The 26,956-nt window shown below is 44.4% G+C and carries 32 protein-coding genes and 1 pseudogene; 30 read left to right on the top strand and 3 right to left on the bottom strand.

What is annotated here, in order from left to right:
- Nucleotides 1-225 precede the first annotated feature (225 nt).
- The 29 genes and pseudogenes from fcl (at nt 226) to K365_RS0113710 (ending at nt 22,130) form a co-directional block, all read left to right on the top strand.
- The gene (fcl, locus tag K365_RS0113845; RefSeq protein ID WP_024335050.1) at nt 226-1,170 is read left to right on the top strand and encodes a GDP-L-fucose synthase; all 945 of its coding nucleotides are present in this window, start codon (nt 226-228) and stop codon (nt 1,168-1,170) included.
- Nucleotides 1,171-1,195: 25 nt separating this feature from the next.
- A complete protein-coding gene (locus tag K365_RS0113840) occupies nt 1,196-1,390 on the top strand; it encodes a four helix bundle protein (RefSeq protein ID WP_024335049.1) in 195 nt (64 codons plus the stop codon).
- Nucleotides 1,391-1,411: 21 nt separating this feature from the next.
- On the top strand, nt 1,412-2,497 hold the full coding sequence (gene gmd / locus K365_RS0113835) for a GDP-mannose 4,6-dehydratase (protein ID WP_024335048.1): 1,086 nt from the start codon (nt 1,412-1,414) through the stop codon (nt 2,495-2,497).
- A gap of 37 nt (nt 2,498-2,534) precedes the next feature.
- On the top strand, nt 2,535-2,849 hold the full coding sequence (locus K365_RS0113830) for a type II toxin-antitoxin system MqsA family antitoxin (RefSeq protein WP_084489839.1): 315 nt from the start codon (nt 2,535-2,537) through the stop codon (nt 2,847-2,849).
- Nucleotides 2,850-3,382: 533 nt separating this feature from the next.
- On the top strand, nt 3,383-3,604 hold the full coding sequence (locus tag K365_RS0113825) for a hypothetical protein (protein WP_024335046.1): 222 nt from the start codon (nt 3,383-3,385) through the stop codon (nt 3,602-3,604).
- On the top strand, nt 3,601-3,882 hold the full coding sequence (locus K365_RS0113820) for a type II toxin-antitoxin system RelE family toxin (RefSeq protein WP_024335045.1): 282 nt from the start codon (nt 3,601-3,603) through the stop codon (nt 3,880-3,882). Before K365_RS0113825 ends, K365_RS0113820 begins: the two co-directional genes overlap by 4 nt.
- Before the next feature lie 103 nt (nt 3,883-3,985).
- Nucleotides 3,986-4,108 (top strand): annotated as a pseudogene (locus tag K365_RS28765) (GDP-mannose 4,6-dehydratase); the annotation flags it as partial.
- A gap of 26 nt (nt 4,109-4,134) precedes the next feature.
- On the top strand, nt 4,135-4,431 hold the full coding sequence (locus tag K365_RS25785) for a GDP-mannose 4,6-dehydratase (protein ID WP_024335044.1): 297 nt from the start codon (nt 4,135-4,137) through the stop codon (nt 4,429-4,431).
- Nucleotides 4,432-4,672: 241 nt separating this feature from the next.
- The gene (locus K365_RS0113810; protein ID WP_024335043.1) at nt 4,673-4,972 is read left to right on the top strand and encodes a HigA family addiction module antitoxin; all 300 of its coding nucleotides are present in this window, start codon (nt 4,673-4,675) and stop codon (nt 4,970-4,972) included.
- Nucleotides 4,973-5,124: 152 nt separating this feature from the next.
- Nucleotides 5,125-5,364 carry a type II toxin-antitoxin system HicB family antitoxin gene (locus tag K365_RS0113805; RefSeq protein WP_024335042.1) on the top strand — a complete coding sequence of 80 codons (240 nt, stop codon included), beginning with the start codon at nt 5,125-5,127 and terminating at the stop codon, nt 5,362-5,364.
- On the top strand, nt 5,345-5,500 hold the full coding sequence (locus K365_RS28760; protein WP_337833241.1) for a type II toxin-antitoxin system HicA family toxin: 156 nt from the start codon (nt 5,345-5,347) through the stop codon (nt 5,498-5,500). Before K365_RS0113805 ends, K365_RS28760 begins: the two co-directional genes overlap by 20 nt.
- 35 nt (nt 5,501-5,535) lie before the next feature.
- A complete protein-coding gene (locus K365_RS29115) occupies nt 5,536-5,667 on the top strand; it encodes a hypothetical protein (protein WP_281167785.1) in 132 nt (43 codons plus the stop codon).
- Between the two features lie 168 nt (nt 5,668-5,835).
- Nucleotides 5,836-6,048: a hypothetical protein gene (locus tag K365_RS0113795; protein WP_024335041.1), complete on the top strand. Its 213-nt coding sequence runs from the start codon at nt 5,836-5,838 to the stop codon at nt 6,046-6,048.
- Between the two features lie 340 nt (nt 6,049-6,388).
- Entirely contained in the window at nt 6,389-7,042 is a 654-nt protein-coding gene (locus tag K365_RS0113785; RefSeq protein ID WP_211221122.1) for a hypothetical protein, read from the top strand.
- Nucleotides 7,043-7,063: 21 nt separating this feature from the next.
- Complete coding sequence (locus tag K365_RS0113780) at nt 7,064-7,954, top strand: ABC transporter ATP-binding protein (RefSeq protein WP_245569176.1); 891 nt, start codon at nt 7,064-7,066, stop codon at nt 7,952-7,954.
- 59 nt (nt 7,955-8,013) lie between these two features.
- Entirely contained in the window at nt 8,014-8,772 is a 759-nt protein-coding gene (locus K365_RS0113775; RefSeq protein ID WP_024335038.1) for an ABC transporter permease, read from the top strand.
- A 43-nt stretch (nt 8,773-8,815) separates the two neighbouring features.
- Nucleotides 8,816-12,289, top strand: coding sequence for a glycosyltransferase (locus K365_RS26660; protein WP_024335037.1), 3,474 nt, complete (start codon nt 8,816-8,818; stop codon nt 12,287-12,289).
- Nucleotides 12,286-13,185 (top strand): sulfotransferase family 2 domain-containing protein, encoded by a 900-nt coding sequence (locus K365_RS0113765; protein ID WP_024335036.1) that lies wholly within the window; start codon nt 12,286-12,288, stop codon nt 13,183-13,185. The genes K365_RS26660 and K365_RS0113765 overlap by 4 nt, the downstream gene beginning before the upstream one ends.
- Before the next feature lie 3 nt (nt 13,186-13,188).
- Nucleotides 13,189-14,205, top strand: a complete 1,017-nt coding sequence (locus K365_RS0113760; protein WP_024335035.1) for a hypothetical protein — start codon at nt 13,189-13,191, stop codon at nt 14,203-14,205.
- 73 nt (nt 14,206-14,278) lie between these two features.
- Entirely contained in the window at nt 14,279-15,214 is a 936-nt protein-coding gene (locus K365_RS0113755; RefSeq protein ID WP_024335034.1) for a sulfotransferase family protein, read from the top strand.
- A gap of 83 nt (nt 15,215-15,297) precedes the next feature.
- Entirely contained in the window at nt 15,298-16,224 is a 927-nt protein-coding gene (locus tag K365_RS0113750) for a glycosyltransferase family 2 protein (protein WP_024335033.1), read from the top strand.
- Nucleotides 16,217-16,978, top strand: coding sequence for a sulfotransferase family protein (locus tag K365_RS0113745; RefSeq protein WP_024335032.1), 762 nt, complete (start codon nt 16,217-16,219; stop codon nt 16,976-16,978). Before K365_RS0113750 ends, K365_RS0113745 begins: the two co-directional genes overlap by 8 nt.
- Nucleotides 16,975-17,358 (top strand): hypothetical protein, encoded by a 384-nt coding sequence (locus K365_RS0113740; RefSeq protein WP_156887725.1) that lies wholly within the window; start codon nt 16,975-16,977, stop codon nt 17,356-17,358. Before K365_RS0113745 ends, K365_RS0113740 begins: the two co-directional genes overlap by 4 nt.
- Nucleotides 17,355-17,675 carry an EamA family transporter gene (locus K365_RS0113735; RefSeq protein WP_024335030.1) on the top strand — a complete coding sequence of 107 codons (321 nt, stop codon included), beginning with the start codon at nt 17,355-17,357 and terminating at the stop codon, nt 17,673-17,675. The genes K365_RS0113740 and K365_RS0113735 overlap by 4 nt, the downstream gene beginning before the upstream one ends.
- Before the next feature lie 32 nt (nt 17,676-17,707).
- Nucleotides 17,708-18,841 carry a dTDP-4-amino-4,6-dideoxygalactose transaminase gene (rffA, locus tag K365_RS0113730; protein WP_024335029.1) on the top strand — a complete coding sequence of 378 codons (1,134 nt, stop codon included), beginning with the start codon at nt 17,708-17,710 and terminating at the stop codon, nt 18,839-18,841.
- A gap of 8 nt (nt 18,842-18,849) precedes the next feature.
- Nucleotides 18,850-19,437, top strand: a complete 588-nt coding sequence (locus K365_RS26655; RefSeq protein ID WP_024335028.1) for an acyltransferase — start codon at nt 18,850-18,852, stop codon at nt 19,435-19,437.
- Nucleotides 19,438-19,463: 26 nt separating this feature from the next.
- A complete protein-coding gene (locus tag K365_RS0113720) occupies nt 19,464-20,084 on the top strand; it encodes a class I SAM-dependent methyltransferase (RefSeq protein ID WP_024335027.1) in 621 nt (206 codons plus the stop codon).
- A gap of 71 nt (nt 20,085-20,155) precedes the next feature.
- Nucleotides 20,156-21,550, top strand: coding sequence for a hypothetical protein (locus K365_RS0113715; protein ID WP_024335026.1), 1,395 nt, complete (start codon nt 20,156-20,158; stop codon nt 21,548-21,550).
- 16 nt (nt 21,551-21,566) lie between these two features.
- Nucleotides 21,567-22,130 carry a sulfotransferase family 2 domain-containing protein gene (locus K365_RS0113710; protein WP_024335025.1) on the top strand — a complete coding sequence of 188 codons (564 nt, stop codon included), beginning with the start codon at nt 21,567-21,569 and terminating at the stop codon, nt 22,128-22,130.
- 435 nt (nt 22,131-22,565) lie between these two features.
- Here the strand turns inward: K365_RS0113710 and K365_RS0113700 are convergent, their stop codons facing one another.
- A complete protein-coding gene (locus tag K365_RS0113700; RefSeq protein WP_024335024.1) occupies nt 22,566-24,401 on the bottom strand; it encodes a transposase in 1,836 nt (611 codons plus the stop codon).
- Nucleotides 24,379-25,260 carry a Druantia anti-phage system protein DruA gene (locus K365_RS0113695; RefSeq protein WP_006968568.1) on the bottom strand — a complete coding sequence of 294 codons (882 nt, stop codon included), beginning with the start codon at nt 25,258-25,260 and terminating at the stop codon, nt 24,379-24,381. Before K365_RS0113695 ends, K365_RS0113700 begins: the two co-directional genes overlap by 23 nt.
- Between K365_RS0113695 and K365_RS29110 the strand changes: the two genes are divergently transcribed.
- Nucleotides 25,259-25,390 (top strand): hypothetical protein, encoded by a 132-nt coding sequence (locus K365_RS29110; RefSeq protein WP_268870652.1) that lies wholly within the window; start codon nt 25,259-25,261, stop codon nt 25,388-25,390. The genes K365_RS0113695 and K365_RS29110 overlap by 2 nt on opposite strands.
- Before the next feature lie 62 nt (nt 25,391-25,452).
- On the opposite strand, the gene K365_RS0113685 is transcribed toward K365_RS29110, so the two are convergent.
- On the bottom strand, nt 25,453-26,949 hold the full coding sequence (locus tag K365_RS0113685; RefSeq protein WP_024335023.1) for an IS1380 family transposase: 1,497 nt from the start codon (nt 26,947-26,949) through the stop codon (nt 25,453-25,455).
- Nucleotides 26,950-26,956 lie beyond the last annotated feature (7 nt).

Genomic DNA, 26,956 nt, shown 5'->3' with positions numbered 1-26,956 from the left:
ATAAATCTGTCCCCTTTTTGCTTTTTGGTCAAATGTTTTGTATCATTGCTTTTTCAGACAATTTTTTTTATATACAAAACACTGTTGAGACAGTGTTCAACCTGATTGCTTTATTGGGTAAAATAAATTATAAGGATGAAATTTTGATAAGCGGATACATTTGAAAATGTAACCGACAGAGCGGAGCTATACCCAAAACTTAACACTTAACACTTGCTCCCCCCCATGATGAAAATTTACATAGCTGGCCACCGCGGCATGGTTGGCAGCGCCATTGCCAGACATCTTAACACCCTGGGACAGACCCGGATCATCACCCGGACCCATCAGGAAATGGATCTCCTGGACCCGCAGGCGGTCATGGACTTCATGCAGGCTGAAAAACCGGACCAGGTGTACCTGGCTGCGGCCAAAGTCGGCGGCATCCATGCCAACAACACCTTTCCGGCGGAGTTCATCCATGACAACCTGGTGATTGAAACCAATGTGATCCAGGCTGCCCGCAAAAGCGGTGTGCACAAACTGCTGTTTTTAGGCAGCAGCTGCATCTACCCCCGAAACGCAGCCCAGCCCATGGCGGAAGAAGCCCTGCTGACCGGCCCCCTGGAGCCCACCAACGAACCCTACGCCATTGCCAAAATTGCCGGCATCAAGCTGTGTGAGAGCTACAACCGCCAGTACGGCACGGACTACCGCAGCGTCATGCCCACCAACCTGTACGGCCCGGGCGACAACTATCACCCGGAAAACAGCCACGTGATCCCGGCCCTGCTGCGCCGGTTCCACGAAGCCGTCCAGAAGCAGGCCCCGGAAGTGGTGATCTGGGGATCCGGCACCCCCATGCGGGAATTCCTGCACGTGGATGACATGGCCGCCGCCACCGTCCACGTCATGAACCTGGATCCCGCCACATACCAGTCCCACACCCAACCCATGCTCTCCCACATCAACGTGGGCACCGGCATTGACTGCACCATCCGGGAACTGGCCCAAACCATCGCCAGAGTCACTGGCTTCACCGGCCGCCTGACCTTTGACACCACCAAACCCGACGGCACCCCCCGCAAACTCCTGGACGTGTCCAAACTCAAAGCCCTGGGGTGGGTTCCGTCTATACCTTTGGAACAGGGATTGTCCGAGGTATATCGGGTGGAGAGTTTTAAGTTTTAAGTGTTAAGTTTTAAGAAAGGGAGGAATGGGTGGCTTATACTTCGTTTTCCTGAACATCGCCAGAGGCTCAGCCGCAGAACTCAGAACCCAACTCTACATCGCCCAGCGCATCAACCTTATATCATCATCCAAAACAAACCAGCTCATCCCTGAGCTGAAAGAAATATCCGCCATGCTCCAAGGCCTCATAACCTCCATAAGAAACCAACTTAAAACTTAAAACTGAACACTTAAAACTTTTATGAAAAAATCATTAATAACCGGAATAACCGGCCAGGACGGCGCCTACCTCGCCGAATTCCTGCTCGAAAAAGGCTATGAAGTCCACGGCATTAAACGCCGGGCCTCCCTGTTCAACACGGACCGCATCGACCACCTGTACCAGGACCCGCATCAGACCGACCGCCACCTGATCCTGCACTATGGCGACCTCACGGATGCCACCAACCTGATCCGCATCCTCCAGCAGGTCCAGCCCGACGAGGTCTACAACCTGGCAGCCCAGAGCCATGTCCAGGTGTCGTTTGAATCCCCGGAATACACGGCAGACACCGATGCCCTCGGCACCCTGCGCCTCCTGGAAGGCATCCGGCTCCTGGGCCTGGAAAACAAAACCCGGTTCTACCAGGCCTCCACATCCGAACTGTACGGCAAGGTCCAGGAAACCCCCCAGACCGAAAAAACCCCGTTCTACCCCCGGTCCCCCTACGCGGCCGCCAAGCTCTACGCCTACTGGATCACGATAAACTACCGGGAAGCTTACAACCTGTACGCCTGCAACGGCATTTTGTTCAACCACGAATCCCCGCTGCGGGGCGAAACCTTTGTCACCCGCAAGATCACCCGGGCCCTGTGCCGCATCCACTTAGGGTTGCAGGACTGCCTGTACCTGGGCAACCTCAACGCAAAACGCGACTGGGGCCACGCAAAAGACTACGTGGAGATGCAATGGCTCATGCTCCAGCAGGACTTCCCGGACGATTATGTCATTGCCACGGGCGAGCAGCACTCGGTCCGTGAATTTGTGGAACTGTGCGCGGCCGAACTGGGCATGACCCTCCAGTGGCAGGGCACGGGCATCGATGAAATCGGCATCGATCCTGCCACCAACAAAACCATCGTGGCCATAGACCCTCGGTATTTCCGCCCCACGGAAGTGGACACCCTGCTCGGAGACCCGGCCAAAGCCCGCCGGAACCTGGGCTGGACCCCGAAAACCTCATTCAACACCCTGGTAAAAGAAATGACGCAACACGACCTGGCCCAGGCCAAGAAAGACCAACTCTGCCACCAGGCCGGCTACCCCGTCTTCAACCACAACGAATAATTCCAAAAACCGGGCAGGATGGGTCGATTGTGATTCAGTGATCAAGGGGTGGCACTGTTCCAATTGCAGGGAAGTGGAATTCGAGGCAGGTGAGGGTGTTCGCTTTGCTGAGGCCATAAAGCAACTTGCCAAAGAAGTTGACAAAAAAGAAGCGACTGAACTGGCAAGAATTCGTAAAAAATTGAAACTGACTCAGCAACAAGCCGCATTACTCACAGGGGGAGGGCCAAATGCATTTTCCCGTTACGAGCGAGGTAAGACCAAACCACTTCAATCAGTTACCAATTTGTTTAAACTCCTGGATAATCATCCAGAACTGCTTGATGAAATACAGATGGGTGGCAGGCCCTGACCCCATCCCGTCTACTTAAAATCTTTATAAAAAAGGAGTATGAAGCGTTTTTTAAGGATTTTTTCCTCCTGGCCCATGAAAACACCAACCCCGGAGCTTCCCTGGCTTTTTTAAATGCCGACTGGTACGATTTTGAATCCACCCCGGCCGCCCAGGAAGACCCCGGCAGAACCCTGCTGATCGCCCGACGAACGTAAAGGAAAACGCATCACAGGCAACCGCCAGCTCTACCTGCCCGTTGAAATCCAGAAAATGCTCCAGGGCGCGGGCCGTATCCGAATCCAGTTGCTTTGAACTCCCCAATAGGTAGTTTCCCCTATTTACAACCCCCTCATGAATATTATATACAACCCATTCTGTAATGCACCACCCCTCATCGGATACATCCTCCCGCCATGTAACCGACAGAGCGGTGCTATACCCAAAACTTAAAACTTAAAACTTAAAACTAACCCCCCACAAACGGATTGCAATACATATCCCAAAAGATTATCATTGTAATGAACGCAACAAACTTTTTCGGGAGATCCGTCATGCAGACATTGATAGATGAAAAAAAAATAAAAGACCTTTTTAAAAAAGCAATCATTGAAGCCATGGAAGAAAGAAAGGACCTTGTCTATGATATACTCCAGGACGTGATGGAAGATATTCTACTGGTCAAGGCTATTCAGGAAGGCGAAGATTCAGAAGTTGTGGAAAGAGACGAAATTTTTCAAATTCTTGATGATAAGCGTTCGATAGCTTCTTTATGAAAACAATTTTTAAAAAAAGTTTTGCTGGAGATTTAAAAAAGCGGAAAAATGATTCTGATTTCACACAGCGGGTTAAAGAAGTTATCCAGGAAGTTGAGAAAGCCAAAAATATTTTGGATATTACTGATTTAAAAAAATTGACAAATGAAAACATTTATTATCGAATTCGTACCGGGAATTTCCGAATTGGCATTAAAATAGTGTCTGTTGAATCTGAAACTGCAGTTATCTTTGTTCGTGCGCTTCATCGGAAAGATATTTACCGTAAATTTCCTTGAAACCCCACCGTCTACTTAAAACTTAAAACTTAAAACTTAAAACTTAAAACTTTCCCCCCCAATAACTACAATAACGCAGGCCTGACCACACCCCCAGGACTGCCTGTACCTGGGCAACCTCAACGCAAAACGCGACTGGGGCCACGCAAAAGACTACGTGGAGATGCAATGGCTCATGCTCCAGCAGGAGTTCCCGGATGACTATGTCATTGCCACAGGTGAGCAGCACTCGGTCCGTGAATTTGTGGACCTGTGCGCTGCCGAACTGGGCATGACCCTCTCCAGTGGCAGGGCACTGGCATCGATGAAATCGGGATCGATTCTGCCACCAACAAAACCATCGTGGCCATCGACCCCCGGTATTTCCGCCCCACGGAAGTGGACACCCTGCTCGGAGACCCGACCAAAGCCCGCCGGAACCTTGGCTGGACCCCGAAAATCACCTTCAACACCCTGGTCAAAGAAATGACCCGGCACGACCTGGCCCAGGCCCAGAAAGACCAACTCTGCCACCAGGCCGGCTACCCCGTCTACAACCACAACGAATAACCCCAAAAACCCGGCCCACTTAACACTTAATATTTAAAACTCCCCAATAACAATAACGCAGACCCCCACCCCTGACCCTTAGATATTTACAGGGCCCGTTATATTAAATCAAAAATAGTATATTTATTTTGGAATGAAATCCAAAAATATTATAATAAAATCTATGCATAGCCGGAAGTGTGGGAACTGTTTTCGGGCGCCACCTCCACCCGGCTCAAAAGAATCATTGAGGAGTTAAGTCATGGAAAATAAGATGCCTCCGGTCCATCCCGGAGAAATATTACGAGAAGAATTGGACGGCTTGAATTTATCAGCCAGTGCCTTTGCTAAAGACTTGGGTGTTCCTGCCAACCGAATTACAGAAATACTGAATGAAAGAAGAAGGGTTACCTCTGACACGGCCTTACGTCTGAGCAGATATTTTGGAACCTCTGCCGAGTTCTGGATGAACCTCCAGCAGACTTATGATCTGAAAATTACCAGGGAAAGCAAGGGATCGGAAATTGAAATGTCTGTCAGGCCGTTGTGCGTGAATGCTTAAAGACCAACCACAGCGCGTACGCCTTTTCCCAACGCCCGGCCGGACCTGAACATGGGAGAACAGTACCGGCTTAGGTGAGATCAAAGCGGAGATGGTGAAATATCAGATGGCGGAGCAAGTGACGGAGTAACCTGAACACATGGAGGATAAACATGTTGATAACCTATACAGCCAAGTATACTAAGCTGGAAAACGGCTACATGGGTCAACTTTTGGAATGGCCCGAGGTGATTACAGAAGGTAAGACTCTTGAAGATTGTCGCTTGATGTTAAAAGATGCTTTACAGGAAATGGTTACAGCATATGAAGAATTAAAAATGGAAATTCCCCGGGCCAACTGTTTGATGGAACAGTTACCGGTGGAGGTGGAAAGTGTCAGTCAAACGGCGTGATCTTGTGAAATTTTTTGAACAGAACGGCTTTTATCTCTTGAGAGAAGGCGGCAATCACTCGATTTATACCAATGGATTGAAAGTTATACCAGTTAAGCGCCATAGAACTTTTGATCGGATTACTGCGAACGCCTGATCCCATGGTCTGGTCTCTGGCCCTGGAAGGCAAAAATGATCATGACCGGTTCAAGGCACTTGACCCAGCGCTTCAACGCCGGCGTTGTTTCTGCAATGCAGAAAAAAAACATACTGGGCGTTATCAGCAGGTATGTGATTGTCCTGGATCTGGTGGGATTGACATAAAACTTAAACCAATTAATCGAATGTTAAAAAAGTGGAAACAGAGTCATATCCAGCAACTATTATTTTTCTTCATACGTCAGCACTGACCCAAAACCCACAAAATTGACAATTTGCAATCCAGATGTTATTTTTCTATGTGAACTTTTGAGGCATAATGGGGGGGAAATCATGGAAATACAATTTGTAACAGATGTTTCAGGAAATAAAACTGCTGCAATTGTTCCATTTGAGGAGTGGGAGCGGATGGAAGAAGCTAAAGACTTGCTGGAGCATGTTTATCTTTCAGAAATAATAAAAAATAGACAAAACAGCCGATCTTGTATTAATATAGATGATTTATTGAACGCAGAAGGATTGACACGTGCCGACCTGGAAAGTTGAGTTCATTTCGGTATGAATACCAGGATTTTGAACAGATTATTAAGGTCATTTCTATTGATAAGCGAGAAGATTTGGAAGTCTATCGCATTGCATTCAAAAGAATTCAAGAGTCCAAATAACCCAACACCTACCGCTGAGCTCTGCGGATATCGGAAAAGCCATCGGGAGATCAAGGCAAGCTGTGGACGCTTATATAGCCGATCTTCGCGCTGTGAACCAGATGGGCAGAGACATCAAGATATTCTGCATGCACTGTCTTGGCATCCCCCAGGACAGGATCGCAAAAAGAATGGGGTTAGATCAAAAAACAATTCATTATCATTTAGGGAAAATGCCAGTATTGGCAAATTCCCTAAATGCCGATTTGTCCCGGGGCTTCACCGTTGCACAGGTGGCTGAGAAGCACGGCTGGCCTGATCCCATGGCCGGAGGCGGCGTGACCCCGGACACCTGCCTTGCCATGGGCCGCAGGTGCTGGGCCTTTGATATGAAGGACCGGCCGGATACCCGCCCTGAGATCGAACCCTTTACATGGGGCATTTCATCTGATCAACAATTTTCCTGGCCTGTGAGCGCAAAGGAAAAACCTGACCTGATCATTTTTGACCCGCCTTACTTTGACAAAAAAGCGGCTGACTATGATAAAAAAAGCATTTCCGGTTTGCCCAAAAAAGAATACCTTGCGTTTCTCAAAGCCTTTTTTGTTTTGCTGAAACAAAATGCCAAGAAAACGACACGAATGGCTTTTATCAATGCAGACTGGCGGAATTTTCAAAATACGCCTGCAGCAGAAGAAAGATATAAAGGCGGCATTCTCATAGACGACTACCTTGATATCCTGAAAAAGACGGGATGGTATCATACCCATATTATCCAGGCCCCCATGTCGACCCAGCGTTTCAACGCCGGCGTTGTTTCTGCAATGCAGAAAAAAAATATACTGGGCGTTATCAGCAGGTATGTGATCGTCCTGGATCTGGTGGGATTGTCATGATCCCGCTACAAGCAAACAGCCATGGAGCTCTGGTACCGTAATGAGCCTCATCAAAAAAAAGTATCCCGGATATTCTCAAAACCAAAATTCAAACAAGCGAAACTTAAGATATTGTTATGCAAAGCTCTCTTTGCTTCGGCGGTATTAAACAGCTTGATACGCCCTGGATCTGATAAAGAAATCAAAATGACCGAAATTGATATAAAAAAAATAATTATCCAGTTAAAAAATGTTGGTGCCGCCTATAAGGTAAAATCAGGATTTTTTAGAAGAAAGAAGGTTTGGGCCCTAAAAGATATCTCTTTTGATGTTTATGAAGGTGAAACATTAGGTGTTATCGGTAGGAACGGAGCCGGTAAAAGCACTGTGCTTCAAATGTTATCGGGAATTATTACTCCTGATCGTGGTATTATGACGACTAAACCAGATTGCCAAATATCTCTGCTCTCCTTGCAGGTAGGGTTTGTACAGCAACTTACAGGAACTGAGAACGCCATATTGAGTGGGTTACTTTTTGGCATCAAGCCTGAGACAATGAAGCGCATGATACCCGATGTTGCTAATTTCAGCGGTCTTGGCTCTTATATGGACGAACCTGTAAACACTTACTCTACCGGAATGAGAGCACGATTGGGATTTGCCGTCGCTTTTTACGCGGATCCTGACATTATCTTAATTGATGAAGTATTAGGGGTTGGTGATCAAGAGTTCAAGGAAAAATCAGCAGCAGCACTGCGCCAAAAGATTTCTTCTAACAAAACAGTTGTGATTGTTTCACACAATGCAAATACGATTTTAGAGTTATGCAATCGTGTTGTGTGGATTGAAAATGGCACAAGTAAGATGCTGGGAAGTCCGGATGAGGTCGTAGAAAAGTACCAGAAACATATTCATGCTGGAAAAAAACGATGATTTGAATAAATTGATGTGATACTAAAATGTATAAAACCATCTGATACATAGAAGACAATATGAAAAGTCAGTATGAAATAATCAAATATCGTGCGATTGCAGAACTGAAAGCTGAAATCCGAAGGGGTTTTCTTGGCATAATATGGTGGATACTAGAACCGGTTTTGTACATGACCATATTTTATATCGTTTTTGCCGTTGGGCTCAGGGGAGGAGGGCCTGATTTTGTTCCATTTCTCCTGACCGGTCTTGTGGTTTGGAAATGGTTCGCTACAAGCATAAACAGAGGGAGCAGTGCCTTACTTACCAATGCCAATTTAATCAGGCAAGTTAACTTGCCTAAATATATTTTTCCGTCCATCAATGTTATTGTTTATACGTTTAAATTTTTTATCATTTTTACAATCCTTTTAATTTTTCTGGCCATTTATGGCATTCCGATAACTCCTAAGTGGTTTTTAGTTTTTGTTTTGGTGTTTTGCCAAATGATATTCATATTATCAATAACATTCTGGAGCGCCGCGCTGGTTCCGATTATACCGGATTTGAAGCAAATAATTGAAAATTGTATGATGTTGTTATTTTTCTCATCTGGAATTTTTTTTGATCTATCTAATATGGAGCCACGGGTTAAATCTCTTTTGTTGTTAAATCCAATAGCTTGGTTCGTTGATTCATACAGAAGTATATTATTAAAAGATAATTTGCCAAATTTGATTTATCTTGGCGGTATTTTGTTGTTTTCCATTTTTATGTTGTATTCTGGATATCAATTTTTGCGTTGGTATGAACATGAATATCCAAAAATAATACGATAGCTTTTGAAATTATTTTTGAACGTGTAATAATTAAAAGGGAAAAATGCAGATAATTGTTATAGGGATGCATCGTTCCGGTACATCCATGATCTCAGGTTTATTGGAGTCGATGGGGTGCTTTTTTGGATATGAAACGTTTAGAATGTTACCTGCCGCAGACAATCCAAAAGGGTTTTGGGAAAGAAATGATGTTAAGGAATTGAATGATTATATTCTTGCAGCCGCGGGTGGAAGCTGGTGGGATGTAGCCGCATTGGATTTTTCATCTATCCCTTCGAAGGATTTAGAGTTTATAACCAAAAATATAAAAACAATACTCCGGGAAATGAATCAGCATCGTCCTTGGTTTATTAAAGATCCAAGAATGTGCCTAACCCTTCCATTTTGGATTGAGCTGCTTGAAAACCCCGTCTTTGTTCATGTGCTTCGCCATCCACTTCAAATTGCTAAGTCTTTACAAAAAAGAAATAGCTTGCCTGAGGAATACAGTCTTTGTTTGTGGGAATTTTATAATCTGACTCTGCTCAAGAACCTTGATAAAAAAAAGAAAATGGAAGTTTCCTATAATGCGTTTATTGAAAAGCCGTACGAAAACACATTAAGAATTTATAATTTTCTGAACAAGCAGCCGAATGGCTCCGGGTTGAATAAGTTGAATAGGCAGGAAGTTGAAAATTTCATTGATCCTGCGCTTTGCCATTTTGATGAAACAAATGATGCTGCCGATTTAATTACGCCTGAACAGTATAATTTGTTTAAAAAATTGCATGGATCCGATTTTTATAGTCCGTCTGCCGAAGAAATTAAAAAAGCAACCGAAAAAATGACCCAATCTAAAATTCAAAGTGACTGGTATAATCAGATGTCTGGTCGAGTTAATGCTGAATTGGCTGACACAAAAATAAAAAACATTGAAAAAGAAAACGCCGGATTGAAAATTGAGAAGAACAGTTTGGAATCAAAAAATACCGGATTGGAAATTGAGAAGAGCCGTTTGGAGTCAAAAAATACCGGATTGGAAATTGAGAAGAGCCGTTTGGAGTCAGAAAATACCGGATTGGAAATTGAGAAGAGCCGTTTGGAGTCAGAAAATGCCAAGTTAAAACATTTTCATAGAGAGACGACTGACCGGCTCACAGCTCTTTTTAATTCTCGATCTATCCGGGGCTTGGCTTTTCTAAGTAGAGTTTTAAGGGGGCGGAAAAAGGGAGTTCCCGCAGAAATGGTTGAAATAAAGAAAATTCTGGAAGCTATTGAAAATGATAAATCTCAAACAGAAAAATCTTCAGCTCAAATTTCATCGGTGTTAACGTATTTGCCCAATACAAAATTGTTGATGCAAATTATAACATTGAGGCGTATAAAGACATCTTTTAAACTGTTGCTGGAGTCTAAAAAAAACTATCCCGTTATTAAGAAACGATTTAATGAATTTAAAAAAATAGCACAAACAGTTCACAAAAATATTCTGAACGAACGGGAATTGAATATTATTGACCGTTATAGTCTTCCTGAATCATCTGATTCTAAGCGCCCTGATGCTTTAACATCAGAACAGGCCACGCAATTTTTCAAAGATTTAAAAGATCTGTCGAAAGAGGTCGTTTCAAAAACACCTCGATTTCCTGTTGTCTCAATTATAATTCCTGTTTACAATCAAATCCGATTTACTCTGGCTTGTATTCATTCCATCATGGAATCTGATTGGTGTTATGAATACGAGATTATTATTGCAGATGATAACTCTACAGATCAAACAGAGGCTCTGTTCCGTCAGAATTTCCCAGGTATTCGATATTTGCGCCATGAATCCAATCTGGGTTTTATCGAAAACTGTAACAATGCCGCCAAAATTGCTAATGGTAAATATCTTATTTTTTTAAATAATGACACAATTGTTATGAAAGATTGGCTGGACGAACTTATAAATACGTTTGAATATGCCCCGGAAATCGGGTTGGCAGGATCTAAACTGGTTTATCCTGAAGGCCGCCTTCAGGAGGCGGGCGGTATCGTATTTTGTGATGGCAGCGCATGGAATTACGGGCGGCTTCAGGATTCATTTGATCCAAAATTCAACTATGCCAGAGATGCTGACTATTGCTCGGGTGCTTCTTTGGCCATCAGGGCAGAATTGTGGGATGAAATAGGGGGGTTTGATACATTGTATCGGCCGGCCTATTATGAAGATACTGATTTGGCGTTTAAGGTGAGAAACTCTGGATACAAAGTTGTGTACCAGCCGTTGTCCACAGTGGTGCATTTTGAAGGCATCAGCAGTGGAAAATCAGAAAGATCGGGAACAAAAAAATATCAACGCATAAACAAAGGTAAATTTTATTCCAAATGGATTGAAACACTTGAAAAATATGGACCGAGAGATCCGGAGAAACTACCTGTCAATCGGTTCATTCGGGGAAAAGTGTTGATGATAGATGCCACAACACCAACTCCGGATAAAGATTCAGGTTCCATGGATGCGTTCAACTACATGAAGATTTTGAAAGAGATCGGTTTCCATGTCAGTTTTATTCCGTTTGATGCTGTTTACAGAGACAAATATACAGCAGATTTGCAAAGAATTGGTATCGAGTGTCTGTATTTACCGTGGATTAAAACAGTGAATGATGCTGCAAAGAAAATGGCTTCCAATTTTGATATTATAATTTTGTGCAGAGTTAAAACAGCTGCATCCGTTTTAAATACCATCTTATCATGTGCTTCGAAAAGCAAGCTTATTTTTGATACAGTAGATCTTCACTATCTTCGGGAGGAACGGGAAGCAAAGTTACTGAAGTCAGAACATATCACCAAAACGGCAGAAAAAACGCGAAAACTTGAATTAGAAATTATAAGACAATGCAATATTTCATTTTTTCGCAGCACCTATGAAATTGAACTGGTCAAGAAAATGGTTCCTGAAGCCAATTTGGTTCATTTGCCTATTGTAAGAAAAATGCCGGTGTTGCCGAAAACATCTTTTGAAAATCGTGAGAATATTGTTTTTATAGGAGGGTTTGCACATCCTCCTAATATCGATGCAGTCAAGTATTTTGTTTCTGACGTATGGCCCCTGATTCGACCTGTTTATGGTGGGAAATTCATAATTGCAGGCAGTTCCCTGCCGGATGAGATAAAGGCGTTGGCATCAGAGGATATCATTATCAAGGGATATGTCAAAAATTTGTCAGATCTTTTTAACTCATGTCTGCTGACAGTTGCGCCATTGAGATATGGTGCCGGTACAAAAGGCAAGGTGATCACAAGCCTGAGTTACGGTGTCCCTTGTGTCGCTACTTCCGTAGCTGCCGAAGGGTGTGGTTTTGTTGACGGTAAGCATCTGATTATTGCAGATGAGCCTATAGCCATGGCCAAAAAAATAATGAATCTTGTCAATGATCAAAAATTCTGGCAACAAATATCAGAAGCGGGGTTGACATACTGCAGTCAAAATTTTTCAGAAGATGCAATTAAACAGAAGTTAGATAATATTATGAAGGAGTTTTATTCACTTTGATCGATGTGATTTTAAACAGACCAGGTGGATTAATCAAACAACTGTCTGAAAAGCTCAGGCTGAACAATAATGAGGCAAGCCAGCGGATCATAATACTCCATAACCATGCATTTAAAAATGCTGGTTCAACGATTGATTGGGCGCTTGAAAAGAATTTTAACAAAGCCTTTATTGATCATAGAGATGATAAAAATATGAAAAAGGGGGCTGCCTATCTTGGTCCATATCTGATAGAAAATTTAAATATTTCAGCACTCTCAAGTCATCATGTACGCCTCCCGCTGCCAACGGTTCAAAATGTTAAAATTTTGATGATTATGATGTTCCGTCACCCGATCGAAAGAGTAACCTCTGTCTATTTTTTTGAAAAAAAACAAATAAATGCCAAGACACTCGGGGCAAAATTTGCGCGGACACATGATTTGTCAGAGTATATAAAATGGCGGTTACGCCCCGATGTCCCAAGAGCTATACGAAATTTTCATTTGTTCAAGTTGATCCCACTACCCTCAAATTGGAAGAAACAAGAAAATTCAAATGATTTGAAAAATGCACAAAAAGTGGTAGATGACAATATGATGACCGGATTTGTTGAAAAATTCGATGAAAGCATGGTTCTTTTTGAAGAGGTGCTACGTCCTTATTTTCCCGACATTGATCTTTCCTACAAGATTCAGAACGTGAATCAAAGACTTGATGATACAACTGAGAAACGTATCGAAAGATTAGAAAATGAAATTGGGAAGAAGGGGTTTAATTCCCTTATGGAGCATAATAGAATGGATTTGGACCTTTATAAATATGCTTGGAAACAATTTGAAAAAAAAATACAGCAGATCTCTGATTTTGATGCCAAGTTGGATGAATTTAAAATTCGTTGCAAGAGATATAATTGACAAATGACCAAATTGTTTTTACACATTGGATATCCTAAAACTGCGACCACTGCGATTCAAGATAATTTAATTCTTAATCAAAAGTTATTGTTGGAAAAAGGTGTTTTATATCCTGCAAATGGGCTGGATATAAAAGCTCACCATATCATTCCCCGTATTATGAGAAAAGAAGGGTTGAAAAGCCATTCAAACGATCTTGAAATAATAAGCGAGGGGCTGCAATATGAACTCAATAGTTATAAACCCGAAGCTTGTATCATCAGTTCAGAAGGGTTTGTTTTTGGTACAAATCCACATGAAGTAATGGCATATTTTAAGAGCATTTTTCAGCATATTGAAATCCTGATTTATTTGAGAAATCCCTATGACTGGATCGAGTCTGATTACAATCAGGGTGTTAAAGCTCACAGAAATATCACATCGACTTTCGATGAGTTTGTAGAACATATACTCAATATTAGAACAAGCCCTTTGGCCTTTGATAAAGTTGTTCGAAAATGGGCCGATGTTTTTTCATTCAGAAAAATGCATGTCAGGGCATATCAGGGGAAAAATCAAGATATTATCAGCGATTTTTTAGAGACAATAGGCATGAAAAAACCTGAAGAATGGAAAAAACCTGGTATCGTAGATTCCAACCCCAGATTAAGTTTTAACGACGTAGAATTTTTACGTATGGTTAATTATTTGAATTTAGAATTAAATGAAAAGAAAAAATTGTTGGAATTTTGTAGGCCAATACATAGACATGAAGATCGGGTAAGCACTTTTTGGCTTTCAAATACGGTTATCCAAAGATTGTCTAAACTTACAAAAGAAAATAAAAAATTGAAAAAAAAAATAATGAAAAAAGATCAGAAAATTTATAATGAGATGCTTGAATCCAGTAATTTTAACAAAACGACGCGATTTCAAAATCAAAATTTAGAGGTTCTTTCATATTATTTTGAAACCTTGTTACGCAATCAATTAAGCGCAAAAAAGTCTGAGTCAAAAAAAGAATGGGAAATGGCAGATTAACTCTCTTTGAAGGTTCGAGGCCGATGAAGGGTGGTTTTAACGAAGAATATGGATTACAAATGGAACAACTAAAATGGTGGTAAGTCTTCAAAAATTATTTCTGAATGTTAAAAATCGATATATTCAAAACAAAAGAAAAGAAAATTGGCGTGATAAGATCCAAGATCAAATGAACTGTTCTTATAATGATGAAATTTGTAAGCAACGGATAGAAAACTATCCTATCCCCTTGAAGAATGAATATCCTTGCTTTATTTTTGCGGCATCATGGCGGACCGGCAGCACATTAATTCAGCGATTAATTAATGCTTCAGGTGAAATATATATATGGGGAGAGCCAACCTTTTTACCTCAACTATCCGATTTGTATCATAAAACTACAAATCAATTTAAAAAAGTGGCTTGGAATAGGAAAGCAGGTCTCTCTGACAATGTCGGGAATTGGATCCCAGTGGTCTCTCCGTCTGATGCTCGCGTGCGAGATGCAGTTGGTGCTTTTCTAACAACGTTGTATCAAGAGGAATCCTTGCAAAAAGGATGTGCTCGATGGGGTTTCAAAGAAGTGAGACCAAATGCCCTGAATCATATAAAATTACTTTCCGAAGCATATCCTCGTGCAAAATTTATTTTTCTGGTTCGAGACCCCTATGATACGTATCGATCTATCAAAGGTAAAAAATTCCATGCAAAATTTTCAGACCCATACGGACCAATCCGGGTGTGGAAAAAAAATGTTCAAAATTTTTTGGACACTTCGATTTTAAAGACTAAAACCAAACTGGTTCGCTACGAAGAATTGTGTAAAATTACAAGAGATAACGATAGCTTGTTATCTGAAATTGCCAGCCATTTTGATATTCAAGTTACAGAGAAAATGTATAATGAGTTGGAGAGCAAAGTTGATTCAACAGGTAAATATCAACAATTATCGTCTTCTGAAATTGATAAAATTACTTATATTGTAGGAGAAACTGGTGCTTCGATCGGATATAGAGTTGCCCATAAGTAAATGATGTTTACTGAATTTCTTCCTTTGACATAAAACCAGATGATATCAAGGCACTTTGTTGCCGCCATATTGAGTGAAAATTTATGAAATATAGTGTTGTTATACCGGTTTACAACAGTGAAAGCATTGTCGGCCAGACGATTGATCGAACTGTTGTATTTTTTACGTCTCGCAGCCTTGATTATGAAGTGATTCTTGTTAATGATGGAAGTACGGATGGAAGTTGGGACATTCTCAAGGAAAAGGCTCGCGGAAATGCAAGGATCAGGGTGTTTGATCTCCTGAAAAATTATGGCCAACATACGGCAAATTTTTGCGGGTTTCAGCATGCAACCGGCGATTACCTCATTACAATGGATGATGATCTGCAGAACTCTCCGGAAGAGATTGATAAACTCATTAAAAAAATTCATGATGGCCATGGGCATGATGTCGTTTTCGGTCAATTCAGGAAAAAAATGCATGCTTCGCATAGAAAGATCGGTACCCAAATAATCGGCTATATGAATAGAAAAATTTTTGCCAAACCCAAAGATCTCGTTCTGTCAAATTTTAGAATTATTCGCAGAGATGTAGTAGAGAGAATCTGCAGCTACCAGACCGGCTACCCTTACATACCGGGGCTGGTTTTGATGTTTTGCTCAAAGCCAGGCAATGTCATGGTGGAACACCATCAAAGGAAGATTGGCAAAAGCGGTTATAACTGGATCAAAATTGTTCAGTTGGTCATGCGGATACTGTTCAACTATTCATCCTTTCCTTTACGTTTGGTGACCGGGGCGGGGTTTGTTTTATCGTTGCTGTGTTTCGCCCTTGCTCTTTTTTACCTGTTAAGAACGATAATTACTGGCACCAGTGTTCCTGGATGGGCAACTGTTGTTGTTTTGCTTTCTTTTTTTAATGGGATGTCACTCTTCGTGCTTGGCATGCTTGGTGAGTATCTTGTCAGACTCATCAATCAGACCAGCCGAGGTGCAATTTATTACGTCAAGGAAGCTGTTCATGAGTAGGCATCTGTTCATCATCGGTGCCCAGCGATCCGGGACTACTTACCTTTACAAGATATTGGATGCGCATCCTGAAGTATGCATGGCCAAGCCGATCAAGCCGGAGCCGAAATATTTCATGGACCCAGCCAATGCTGGCTCAGGCTATGACGTCTATTACACGAAATATTTCTCGGATGCCGGTGATGTTTTCTGGCTGGGTGAGAAAAGCACATCTTATATAGAGTGTAACGAAGCGGCGCTTGCGATCAGACAAACTGTCCCTGACGCGACGATCCTGGTTATATTGCGCGACCCTGTGGAGAGGGCCATCTCGCATTACAGCTTCACCAGGGATCACGGCCTTGAACCATACGGCATTGAACGAGCAATCAACGAAGAGCCATCACGCATGCATTCATGGCACTCCGTCGGCACCTCTGTCTCTCCTTATAAATATACCGAGCGGGGCAAGTATGCCCAATACTTGGAGCACTGGGAAAAACTGTTTGGAAAAGATCGATTAATTCTGCTCGTGGCAGAGCAGTTTATGGGCCAACAAACGGAGATATCCGCGCTCTATGACCGGTTAGGGATAACGTCTCACTTTGTCCCCCCCAGCCTGAGGGAGCGAGTGAATGTCGGTTCTGCCGGGAGAGGGCGGTGTAAGTTGTCCGATGGGCTCAGGGCATCTTTGCATGCAATGTTCCGCCCCTGGAACCGCAAGTTGGAAAAATACTATGGGTTGGATCTGTCATGCTGGGAGGAAAAAGCGTGAACCAGCGCGTACTTGCTATTTTTCTGGTCAGTGTGGCTGTGGGACTGAGTCTTGTCAGCGCAGTCATGCTGAAAGAAGCGGCTGATATGGCGCAAGCCTCCTATTTGATGATCGCCGCATTTATCACCTTGGTCATTTTCATCAACCTGCTGCGCGTGGCTTTTTGGGCGGCAATCCACAAACGCTTCCGGCTGTCTGATTCCTATCCGCTGACCAGCCTGTTTTTTCCCATGATTTTGGTGTTTTCCGCATTCTATGGTGAGGAGATCGGGTTTGCTAAGCTGATCGGTACTCTCCTCATAACGCTGGGTGTTCTGGTTTTAATGAGAGACGAAAAGCCGGAGACAGAAGCGGATGAATCTGTGCGGAGCACGCCATGATCAGCCTTCATGAATCTCTCGTGTCTTTGCTCTTCACCCTGCTATTCACAGCCGCTGGGCAGTTGTTGTTCAGGATGTACTACGTGCGTAAAAAAAAGATATACTTGGCATCTGCGCTGGGAGCTTTTCTGGCTGTACCGATTTTGAGCTACCTGGCGCTGCTCAACCTCACCCTGGCATTCGTTTACATGAGTACAGCGCTGATCCACGTCTTGGTGCTGATCATGTCGCACATGTTCCTGAAAGAACATCTCACTCAAAAACAGTATATCTCGATGTCGCTTATCGTTGTCGGGATAATCGTCTTCAACCTTTGACCCTTTACAGTTCAATAAACGGAGAGCACGAAATGCCGATCAGATTCAACATTCCTCCGCGTGCAGGACGCGAGCTTGAATACATCAAGGAAGCGATCAATACCGGTCGTCTGGCTGGCAACGGCGCATTCACCAAACGTTGCCATGCCGTATTGCAGATGATGATCGGGGCGGGCAAGGTGCTGCTCACCCCTTCATGCACTGATGCGCTCGAGATGGCGGCCATACTCGCTGAAGTGGGGCCGGGAGACGAAGTCATCATGCCCTCGTTCACCTTTGTTTCAACCGCCAATGCCTTTGTCTTGCGGGGCGCGACTCCGGTATTTGTAGATATCGAGGCAGAGACTTTGAACATCAACCCTGAGCAGGTGGCAAGTGCCGTCACATCCAAGACCAAAGCCATCGTCCCGGTGCATTACGCAGGGGTCGGCTGCAACATGGACAGCCTGAAGCGGATCGCTAAGAAATCCGGCCTGCTGCTAATTGAGGATGCCGCGCAAGGGGTGATGTCAGAAATCAACGGTTCGCCCTTGGGCAGCATGGGAGATCTGGCGGCACTGAGCTTCCATGAAACCAAGAACATCGTTTCCGGTGAAGGTGGTGCATTGCTGATCAATAACCCCGGGCTGTTTGAACGGGCCGAGATCATCTGGGAGAAAGGAACCAACCGTTCCAAGTTCATTCGCGGAGAGGTGGACAAATACACCTGGGTGGATGTCGGATCATCTTATCTTCCCAGTGAGTTGCAGGCAGCATTTCTGCTGGCGCAACTGGAATCGGCGGAAGAGATTACCGGGCAGCGCATGGCAGCCTGGCAGCGATACCGCCAGAACCTTCTTCCCCTCGAACAGGCCGGCCGGTTACGCCTGCCGGTGATCCCTCAAGGATATAAACACAACGCCCACATGTTTTATATCCTGCTGAACTCAGCTAAAGAACAGGCTATAGTGCTGGAAGGGATGAAAAAGGCGGAGATCAATGCGGTGTTTCACTACCAGCCCTTGCATAGCGCCCCAGCCGGGCGGCTGTATGGTCGGGCACACGGGGCGCTCAAGGTTACTGACGACTTTTCCGCCCGGCTGGTGCGCCTGCCAGTTTTTGCTGAGTTGACTGCGGAACAGGTGGATCACATTTGCTCAGTGCTCGATCAAGTGATTAGCGGGTGAAAATATTGATGCGGAAAATCAAGGAATTTTTGCTGGCTAACCAGGTGCGCATGCGGATCTTCAACCAGACCTTCGCTTACATCATGCATCTTGTGCAGTGTTTTCTGAATTTGATGCCCCCGTTTATCCGGAACTTCGGGTTCAGGCTTATGTTGGGCCGTTGCGGGAAAAACGTGTTCTTCGATTACAATATTTATCTTAAATTCCCCTGGCTGATCGAAGCAGGTAACGATGTGGCGATCAATCGGGGTGTGCAGTTTTTTCCAGCTTATCACGGCAACCATCACATTAGATTAGGAAACGATGTTTATCTTGCCCCCAATGTTTGTTTTTTTGCCTCTGGCCATGATATAAATGACTTAACTCGACTGGTTGGTGACGACATAGTCATTGGTGATCACGTCTGGATAGGTGCGAATGCTATAATCCTGCCTGGTGTGATAATCGGCGAGAGCAGCGTGATAGGGGCTGGCAGTGTTGTGACGAAGAGTATTCCGCCCAATTCGATTGCTGTCGGTAACCCGGCGCGGGTAATCAGAACGAAAGAACAGTGGCGCGAAGGTGAGAGTTGGCAAAATACAAACGTGACAGAGTGAATTCGGATTGAATATGGGGATTTGAAATGCAGAAAACTACCGGAATTTATTCCATGCTTTCCGCTGCATGGGTGTATGAGACGTTGATGACTTTGCTTGGAGGCAAACGCAAACGCCAAATATTGGTTAATGAATATATCCGGCCAGAAAAAGGAATGAAGATTCTGGACTGTGGCTGTGGTCCGGCCGAAATCGTTTCTTTCCTACCTGGGGTGGAATACCTTGGGATTGACTTATCACCGGCTTATATTGACCAGGCACGCGCTCAATTTGGTGAATATGGCGAATTTCAAGTTCAATCGGCGGCCGAGATTGCAGTGTCGGGGAGAAAATTTGACTTGGTGATGGCGCTTGGCTTGCTCCATCATCTGAATGATGAACAGGCTAATGCGCTTTTAGCAACAGCATATTCCGCACTGATACCGGGCGGAAGGCTGCTTACTTTTGATGGGGTCTTTGTGGAGAAACAGTCATTATTGGCGCGATTTTTTCTTAAACGCGACCGAGGACAGAACGTGCGGTGGCAAAAGGAGTATGAAAAATTGGCTACAGGAGTATTTGGTTCTGATAACGTAATTTCTGACATTCGCACAGATATGACCCGCATTCCTTACACGCATATTTTGCTGCAATGCCGGAAGTGTTGAATGATGACTACATTACTTAGTTTGAATGATGCGATGATTCTTGGCTGGTATGATTTACCGGGGAGTGCTGTATGACTTTTTTAATCAGGCATTCATTGAAAGTAAGCCTCTTGATGGTATTGTTGCTGTTCCTGGCTTGCCTGCACTATATTTTCAGCATTGATCTCTTCACACTTGGCGGAGATCAAATGCGCTGGGTTGAACTCATTGAAAGGCTTTATCGGGGCCAATTTTACTGGTCTGATTTATGGGACCCACACGGTAGTCATCGTGCCCCAGCCTACAAAGCAATTTTTTTGGCAAACGCCAAATTTTTCGGTCTTAATATGCAGTTGGAGCAGGTGCTCGGAGCAATGGCCTGGACCGGTGCCGCAGTTGTGGCAACCATCGGTGTGGCGAGGCATTTTGGTCGTCCTGCAACGATGGCAACTGCTTTTGTGCTTATTTCCACTCCATTTATAGTAATGAACGGACAGGTATTTCAAACGGTGTTGTCCTATTCTGTGATTTCCTTGCGCATGCTCGACATGATGTGTTTTTTTATCGTCTTTATTCTGTTGTCGAGAAATTTAAATCGTAAACCGAATTATCTTGATAGCTTGAAGCTGGTTGCCCTGATGGCATTGTTTTCGCTGTTTATAGGGCGCGGATGGGGACAGGCGATGCTTGCCACTGTCTTCTTGGTGGTGGTGGTATATGCCGTGCTCAATCTGCATGATCTGACTAAAGAGAGGATAGGAAAAACTTTATTCCCACCCGCTGCAGGCGCGCTTTTGTTTGTTTGTGTTTACAGGATCGGAATTGAATCAGAGGTTTCTGCCTTAAGCGAACTTATGGATTTTCAGTCACTCATGACCTTCGTTTTGACCTTGATGGGACGGACTTTGACGTTTCAGCACATCAGCGTTGAGAACGGTGAAAATTTACTACCAATTTTAGTTGTCGGGGGATTCATCGCGGCAATCTACGCATTGGCAATCTGTTTGTTTTTTGTCAAAAGACAATATCGTCAAGGGTGGTTTCCTTTCTGTTTGATGATGTTCTCACTGGGCGCGATACTCTGTGTCTATTTGGGGCGGGGAGTAAGTTTGGGTGGCGGCTGGCAGGGAGCTCTTTTTCCTCGCCACCTGCCGGAATGTTCCGTTGGTTTTGCTGGCGCTTTAGTATGCATCGCATGTGCGGTAAAACAATCGAGACATGGGGTTGTTGTTGCCATACTCTGTGTCCTTCTGGTGGCCAGCCAGTCTATAGCGGTCATAAAAACTGCAACTCATAGTAGTTATAGGGCGAAATATGCGGAGAGAAGAGCGGAGGCTTTTTTTGGTCCAGTATCCGCTTTTTCCGATAAGGCGGTTGTAAAAAGTGCACGCTGTCATTCCGAAGAATTGTGTGTCTATGTCCGAGGGATTGTAGATCAATATGGCCTAATGAAACAAGGGCGTGACAAAGTGAATCAAGATGATTAACACGGGATCTTCGAGGATGCTTATTAAGAGAGAAAAAATCATTTTTGCCCATCAGGCCAAGTCGGCAGGAACCACCCTCGTGCATATGTTCCGAAAAAGTTATGGAAAGAAAAATGTTTTACGCGATAAAGACCGTGAGCATCTTATGACACCCTTGAACCTGGCAGTATGGCGTTTATGGGAAGCGTTGCGAATGAACAAACGGGGACGATATAGGGTTATTCATGGACATTTTCGTGCGGAGAAATATCGGCGTTACTTCCCTGATGCCTTTTATATGACTTTTTACAGGCATCCCGTTGAGCGGCTGGCCTCTCATTATTTTTATTGGTTGAGGACCCCGCATCTTGCCGAATCCAATCCTCTTGCCCGATGGCTGCATGAGAAATCGCCAGATATTGTTGAGTTTGCCCAACGACTTCATTCCAGGGATAATCAGTTATTGTATGTGAAATATTTCTGGCCGGATGATTTTGATTTTATCGGTATCACTGAGATGTATGATGATTCATTGAGCTTGCTGAATGAGTGTCTTCCCGATCTGTGCACTGAAGTTAAACCCAAAACAAGCGCGTTTTAAAAAGTCCATAACTTAGGCAAGAAAAACATTTTTAGTAAAAAATTCCATCTGGCAACTATTGTCAAAAGCGCACACCTCTCCCCCGGCTCCATAAAATTTCAAATTGTGGTGTGTTTTCATTTGCAATGTCCTTGATCTTGTCTTTCTGGGGTTTGGACTCACCCATCACAACCCATTTGTGACAGCTGTCCGATCATGCGCTTTGTATCAGGGAAATGAGGTCGTTTAATACTGGGGCCTAAAATCGCGGTACCGGTCAGCAGGTGCGAAAAGCGACGGGTAGTAAAAGCTGTGGGACAGAAAAAACCGATATATTGATCTTAAATCGGGAACAAAATTGACCAGAAAAGAAGAAAAAATCAGCAGAGAAAAAAAGAAGGACGTAAGGTCAGGAACTGACCTTCAGGCAGGGAGCAGAATCGGTCTGTTTTCGGATCATTCTCTTTGGATGATATTCCGGATGGCCTTTGGCACCTCAAACGCCTGTAACTTTTTTGCAATGTCCGGATCTTGTGTCTCCCGGTATTTCATGAACAGCATCGATATTTTGACGATAAAGGCGAACGCCCGATATAAAAGCAGGACAATGGTTGCAATCTGTACCAGGATATCTGCCCTTACCTTATTATACACAATGGGTTTTTCCAGGATATTCAGGGTTTCTTTGACGGTACTGTTGGATCGTTCAGAGGCGGACCTGCAGCGCTTGATCTCATTGTACAGCCGGGTTCCCCGGGGAATTTCATTCAACAGCCGGGGGTGTTGATGAATAAAGGAATGGGTTGTATAACCGCAGGTTTTTTTCAGATGATTACACGCTTTGATATCATAGGCTTTGTCAAGAATACGTATGCCCGGTGCCTTCAGTTTCAGGCACTGTTTCATGCAGCAGAACGTCAGTCGTTGACGGGCAGCATCAAAGCCATTGGTCCGGGTGGGCATGCCACATGGGGCATAAGGCCATCCGTTGCGGTCATACCCTCGCTCCCTGAGTGCTTTGGCCGTCAGGTTTTCTCTTCTGGCATTGTAATCGATAATGGGAATGGATCCATTGTCCCTTAAAAAGGTATAATTTTCCGTGTTATCATACTTGGCATCTGCAATATCAATTTTTGGTCGGCAGTCATGGTGGGATCGGGTCTGCTGCCCCAGGGTGATGATTTTTTCCCCTTCTTTGCCGTTTTCCGCCATATTCACAACACCTACCGGCAGTTCCAGTTTCAGGTCCAGTCCAACCGAAGTGGAGAGGACCATGTTGTATCCAAATATTTTTTGTTTTCTGGCTGAATTTTTTGGGTCATTTCGGACCCCGATCCGGGCATCAGTGTCTGTGGGTATTTTGGGGCATCTGAGAATGATTCGGTCCAGGTCCGGTGCCAGCTCGGCAATGTTGGTCCGGATGGTATTCAGACACAGCCCCTGTTTGTCCAGCTGTTCCTTGACCCCGAAGAGCATGGCGGTATGGATCTGATTTTGAGACATAGCGTCGTCCATAACACTGATTTTCATGACCAGTGCTTCAATTCTGGGCCGCTTTACCTTTTCAGGAAGTGTGTCGCAGGGACAATCGATCTTGATCTTGAACGGTTTTTCAAGATCAACCTTGGCCAGGTTGTTCAACCGGTAAAACACCTGCTTTTTAACCCGGTCGATGACGTCATTGGCTTCAATTCGTTCACACTGTCCGGAAAAACAGGTGCAGCCTTTATACCTGGCCCGGGTGGGGAATAAGGTGCCGTCATGGGCAATGATGTCAAAGGTGATCATTTCAAGCTGGTGAAAAATATCCACCAGAATATGGAAAATTTCATTGTACAGTCCTTCTCCCAGCCGGAGCTTGAAGTGGGAAAACGTGCCCTTGGTGGGAATATGGTTCATATCAATGCCGGCGTAGGTCCGATACGCCCGGCCTTTGTCCTTGTCCCGAAGATCCTTGAGGAACCGGTCCATGTTCGGGTATTGATCGATGTACCGGAACAGCTCCAGCAGAAACAAAGAGACCGGATCATATGGTGGAGGACTTTTCATGGTGTAAAGGTGAGCGGTCAGGGACCGGACAAAGGAAAAATCGATCAACGAGATGATCATCCGCGAAAATCCGCCCTGAACATCCCCGTTGGGAAGGACTTTGACAAACCGTTTTTTGAACTGATAAGACGAGAGAAGGTTCAGGCAGGGAAAAGGAATACTGTTGGCTACCGAGATCCGGGCATTGATCCCGTTAAGCTTTCTGCTGATACTGCCGATATCAAACCGCCTGAGAGATGCCATCTCCGATCAACAGCTTTTTAAAATGTTTATGCAGCGGGTACACATACACATCCTTGATTTTGTCATGCTTCAGATGCTTGTGTCCTTTTTTGGACGTCCCCTTGGTCTCACCCACCAGAATCCAGTTGGAGGCTTGATAGCAGGTGCCCTTGAACCGGTCCTGTTCCACAAAGGTCTCCAGCAGATATAATGGAAAATGATACATCTTATGCCAGTCCTCGCTGATCCGCTTGATGTTCAGCGCCAGAACCCTGGAAGCCAGACACTTTACAGTGACCCAGGGAAGAATCAGGTACCGGGTATTATTTGCAATATAATGAAGGCGTTCGTTTTTAACCGGCTTTGGCCATCCGATGAATTGTTCTCTGGATTTGACAGCCCAGGCAGCCGATCCCCAGCCGATGCAGGCCAGGGGCACATCTCCTGCAAACGCCATGTATTTGAGATGATTGCCCACAATCTGGGAATATCCAAGGTAATGAAACTGATCCACCAGACTGTTGTAAAGAGGTTCATGCTCTGTATACCGGACCATCTCCACCCGGACAGGACCAAGCTCTTTAAGGGTGCAGTTGATGGGGGTCTGATCCACATGAATCATGACGGCAGGCTTGCTGACGTTATGGGAACCGCATTTTGCAGGTGGGTATTTGATCAACCCTTTTCGGTAAAGGGTCAAAAGCAGTTCCCGGCAGGCCATGTCCTTGAGCCGGCCGCTGGGCTGAACCCAGTTCCAGTGTTTGCAAAGTTCCCGGGATATATGGGTCCGACCCTTGTCCCAGTGCTCGTTAACCACCGCCTGGATAACAGGCAGATCTTCGGCGGTGATTTTGCGGTTTCTGATGATTAAAGGTTCCATGAAAAAGCTTATAGCAAAAAGGAAAAGGGGACGCCAGCAAAAAATGCACGAATTTGAAAAAATTTTTAGCTGGCTTTGTCAAAGAGTGAAGGCAATTGACGATGGCGGCGATGGAAAAAAAGCGGGTTGAAATGAAAACGAGGCGGGTTGAAACTGGTTGGTTTTATGCGGCTCCTGCAGTATTAAACAGCCTCAGGGAAATGCAAAATCCTTCATACGATGGAACATTTTGAAAATATGTTTGACCTGGTCATTATAGCCGACCAGCCTGTACGTGATCTTTCTCCCTGATTTTATGATCAAGCACGGAATCTGGATAAAAGTATGGATAAATTTTTTGAATTCCATGCGAACAATGCTCCTGCCCAATGCCCGGTATGGAAGCAGCAGACCGTACCATGCCTTGAGATCCCAGGACAAAGATGCTATGGCCATATACGCCCAATTGGATATCAGGGAATCAGACGGATTGTTCAATGCAGATACCCCGTTTTTCAATTGTTCTATATCGTTTTCATGGTCTGCCCGGTTGCGGTAAAATTGAATCAGCTGCTCCACAGATTTTTTGTCATCATTGGTGATGTAAAAAAAATATCTGACATCATCGAAAAGCTGGTATTGCCCTTTCAGCACTTTAATGGTCTTGCGAAGAACAATCATCCTGTAGGGCTTTTTGCACTTTCCTGGCCTGTATTCGAATTCGGCGACATGTTCACATTCGGTTTTAAGATTTTTAAACTTACGTCTTTCGACCACCTGAGCCTTTACATTCTCTGGTTTTTTGCGGGGCTGTGTCTTGATTTTCCGTGGTTCCTTCTGAAGGAGATCCCATTCAGATTCCGGAATCTGACCGGCCAGTTTCACAAGATTGTTTCTGGCATCCATGCCAAAAACAAACCGGCAGCGTTTGTCCCATTTGTCAAAATTGCTTGTAAGACTGAAGTCTGTATCGCCCCGGATATAAACCTTTTCAAACGAATCAGACACAAGGTCAAGGGTTTTGTCCAGCCACTTGGCAGAATCCAGATGGGAAGGGGCATTCCCGGAGCGGTTGACCACATAGAGAACTTCTCTTGTGCCTGCCAGGGAGATGATCAAAGGGGCATATCCCCATTTGCCGTTGTATGAAATATCCATACCCTGCTTGCATTGGCCGTATGTTTCGCTGATGGTGCCGTCAACATTGACAATGGCCATCTTTTTGAATGACGTTGGCTGTTTCTCCCATATTTTTTTGCGGATGTTATTTTTAGCTGACATGAAATCAAGCACATCCTGTTCCTCGAAGCGTCTGAGAAAATCTCCGGCTGTTGTTGGATCGGGTATAATCTGCGCTCCAAGCGCGTCAAGCCAGGCCGGATTTTTTCTCAACAGCTCGATATCTTCCAGACAGGTCCCGCCAGCCATGATGTTATAGGCCATGTTGGCGACATGATCCGATTCATGATAGGGCAAATGTCGCTTGAGAAGTTCAAGGTTCTTATCAATTTCTTTGAACAGACCGGTCTTCTGGGCAAGCAGATGGATCAACCCGATCCCACCATAGGAGATGCCCTGATGACGGCCATCAAATTCATAATGAATGTTGGACGCTTTGAACATAGGATGGGGTTGCTGGGTCCAGTTTCTTTTTTTTAGTTTTTTACTGATTTTTTTCTTGCGTTTTGTCAATTTTTTGTCGATATTCATACTCACT

This window comes from Desulfotignum balticum DSM 7044 (assembly GCF_000421285.1).
Lineage (GTDB): Bacteria > Desulfobacterota > Desulfobacteria > Desulfobacterales > Desulfobacteraceae > Desulfotignum > Desulfotignum balticum.
Note: the sequence above shows the minus strand (reverse complement) of the source record. Positions and strands in the feature narration are given on the sequence as shown.

What these genes read in the sequence shown, in the direction of transcription:
- rffA (WP_024335029.1), top strand. Translation starts at nt 17,708, where the DNA reads ATGCCGATCAGATTCAACATTCCTCCGCGTGCAGGACGCGAGCTTGAA.
- K365_RS0113700 (WP_024335024.1), bottom strand. Translation starts at nt 24,401, where the DNA reads ATGGCATCTCTCAGGCGGTTTGATATCGGCAGTATCAGCAGAAAGCTT.
- K365_RS0113755 (WP_024335034.1), top strand. Translation starts at nt 14,279, where the DNA reads ATGGTGGTAAGTCTTCAAAAATTATTTCTGAATGTTAAAAATCGATAT.
- K365_RS0113825 (WP_024335046.1), top strand. Translation starts at nt 3,383, where the DNA reads ATGCAGACATTGATAGATGAAAAAAAAATAAAAGACCTTTTTAAAAAA.
- K365_RS0113720 (WP_024335027.1), top strand. Translation starts at nt 19,464, where the DNA reads ATGCAGAAAACTACCGGAATTTATTCCATGCTTTCCGCTGCATGGGTG.
- K365_RS0113775 (WP_024335038.1), top strand. Translation starts at nt 8,014, where the DNA reads ATGAAAAGTCAGTATGAAATAATCAAATATCGTGCGATTGCAGAACTG.
- K365_RS0113820 (WP_024335045.1), top strand. Translation starts at nt 3,601, where the DNA reads ATGAAAACAATTTTTAAAAAAAGTTTTGCTGGAGATTTAAAAAAGCGG.
- K365_RS0113780 (WP_245569176.1), top strand. Translation starts at nt 7,064, where the DNA reads ATGGAGCTCTGGTACCGTAATGAGCCTCATCAAAAAAAAGTATCCCGG.
- K365_RS0113685 (WP_024335023.1), bottom strand. Translation starts at nt 26,949, where the DNA reads ATGAATATCGACAAAAAATTGACAAAACGCAAGAAAAAAATCAGTAAA.
- K365_RS0113760 (WP_024335035.1), top strand. Translation starts at nt 13,189, where the DNA reads ATGACCAAATTGTTTTTACACATTGGATATCCTAAAACTGCGACCACT.
- K365_RS0113840 (WP_024335049.1), top strand. Translation starts at nt 1,196, where the DNA reads ATGGGTGGCTTATACTTCGTTTTCCTGAACATCGCCAGAGGCTCAGCC.
- K365_RS26655 (WP_024335028.1), top strand. Translation starts at nt 18,850, where the DNA reads ATGCGGAAAATCAAGGAATTTTTGCTGGCTAACCAGGTGCGCATGCGG.
- K365_RS0113735 (WP_024335030.1), top strand. Translation starts at nt 17,355, where the DNA reads ATGATCAGCCTTCATGAATCTCTCGTGTCTTTGCTCTTCACCCTGCTA.
- K365_RS0113745 (WP_024335032.1), top strand. Translation starts at nt 16,217, where the DNA reads ATGAGTAGGCATCTGTTCATCATCGGTGCCCAGCGATCCGGGACTACT.
- fcl (WP_024335050.1), top strand. Translation starts at nt 226, where the DNA reads ATGATGAAAATTTACATAGCTGGCCACCGCGGCATGGTTGGCAGCGCC.
- K365_RS0113795 (WP_024335041.1), top strand. Translation starts at nt 5,836, where the DNA reads ATGGAAATACAATTTGTAACAGATGTTTCAGGAAATAAAACTGCTGCA.
- K365_RS0113810 (WP_024335043.1), top strand. Translation starts at nt 4,673, where the DNA reads ATGGAAAATAAGATGCCTCCGGTCCATCCCGGAGAAATATTACGAGAA.
- K365_RS29110 (WP_268870652.1), top strand. Translation starts at nt 25,259, where the DNA reads ATGAAAAAGCTTATAGCAAAAAGGAAAAGGGGACGCCAGCAAAAAATG.
- K365_RS0113715 (WP_024335026.1), top strand. Translation starts at nt 20,156, where the DNA reads ATGACTTTTTTAATCAGGCATTCATTGAAAGTAAGCCTCTTGATGGTA.
- K365_RS26660 (WP_024335037.1), top strand. Translation starts at nt 8,816, where the DNA reads ATGCAGATAATTGTTATAGGGATGCATCGTTCCGGTACATCCATGATC.
- K365_RS0113805 (WP_024335042.1), top strand. Translation starts at nt 5,125, where the DNA reads ATGTTGATAACCTATACAGCCAAGTATACTAAGCTGGAAAACGGCTAC.
- gmd (WP_024335048.1), top strand. Translation starts at nt 1,412, where the DNA reads ATGAAAAAATCATTAATAACCGGAATAACCGGCCAGGACGGCGCCTAC.
- K365_RS0113695 (WP_006968568.1), bottom strand. Translation starts at nt 25,260, where the DNA reads ATGGAACCTTTAATCATCAGAAACCGCAAAATCACCGCCGAAGATCTG.
- K365_RS29115 (WP_281167785.1), top strand. Translation starts at nt 5,536, where the DNA reads ATGATCATGACCGGTTCAAGGCACTTGACCCAGCGCTTCAACGCCGGC.
- K365_RS0113750 (WP_024335033.1), top strand. Translation starts at nt 15,298, where the DNA reads ATGAAATATAGTGTTGTTATACCGGTTTACAACAGTGAAAGCATTGTC.
- K365_RS0113710 (WP_024335025.1), top strand. Translation starts at nt 21,567, where the DNA reads ATGCTTATTAAGAGAGAAAAAATCATTTTTGCCCATCAGGCCAAGTCG.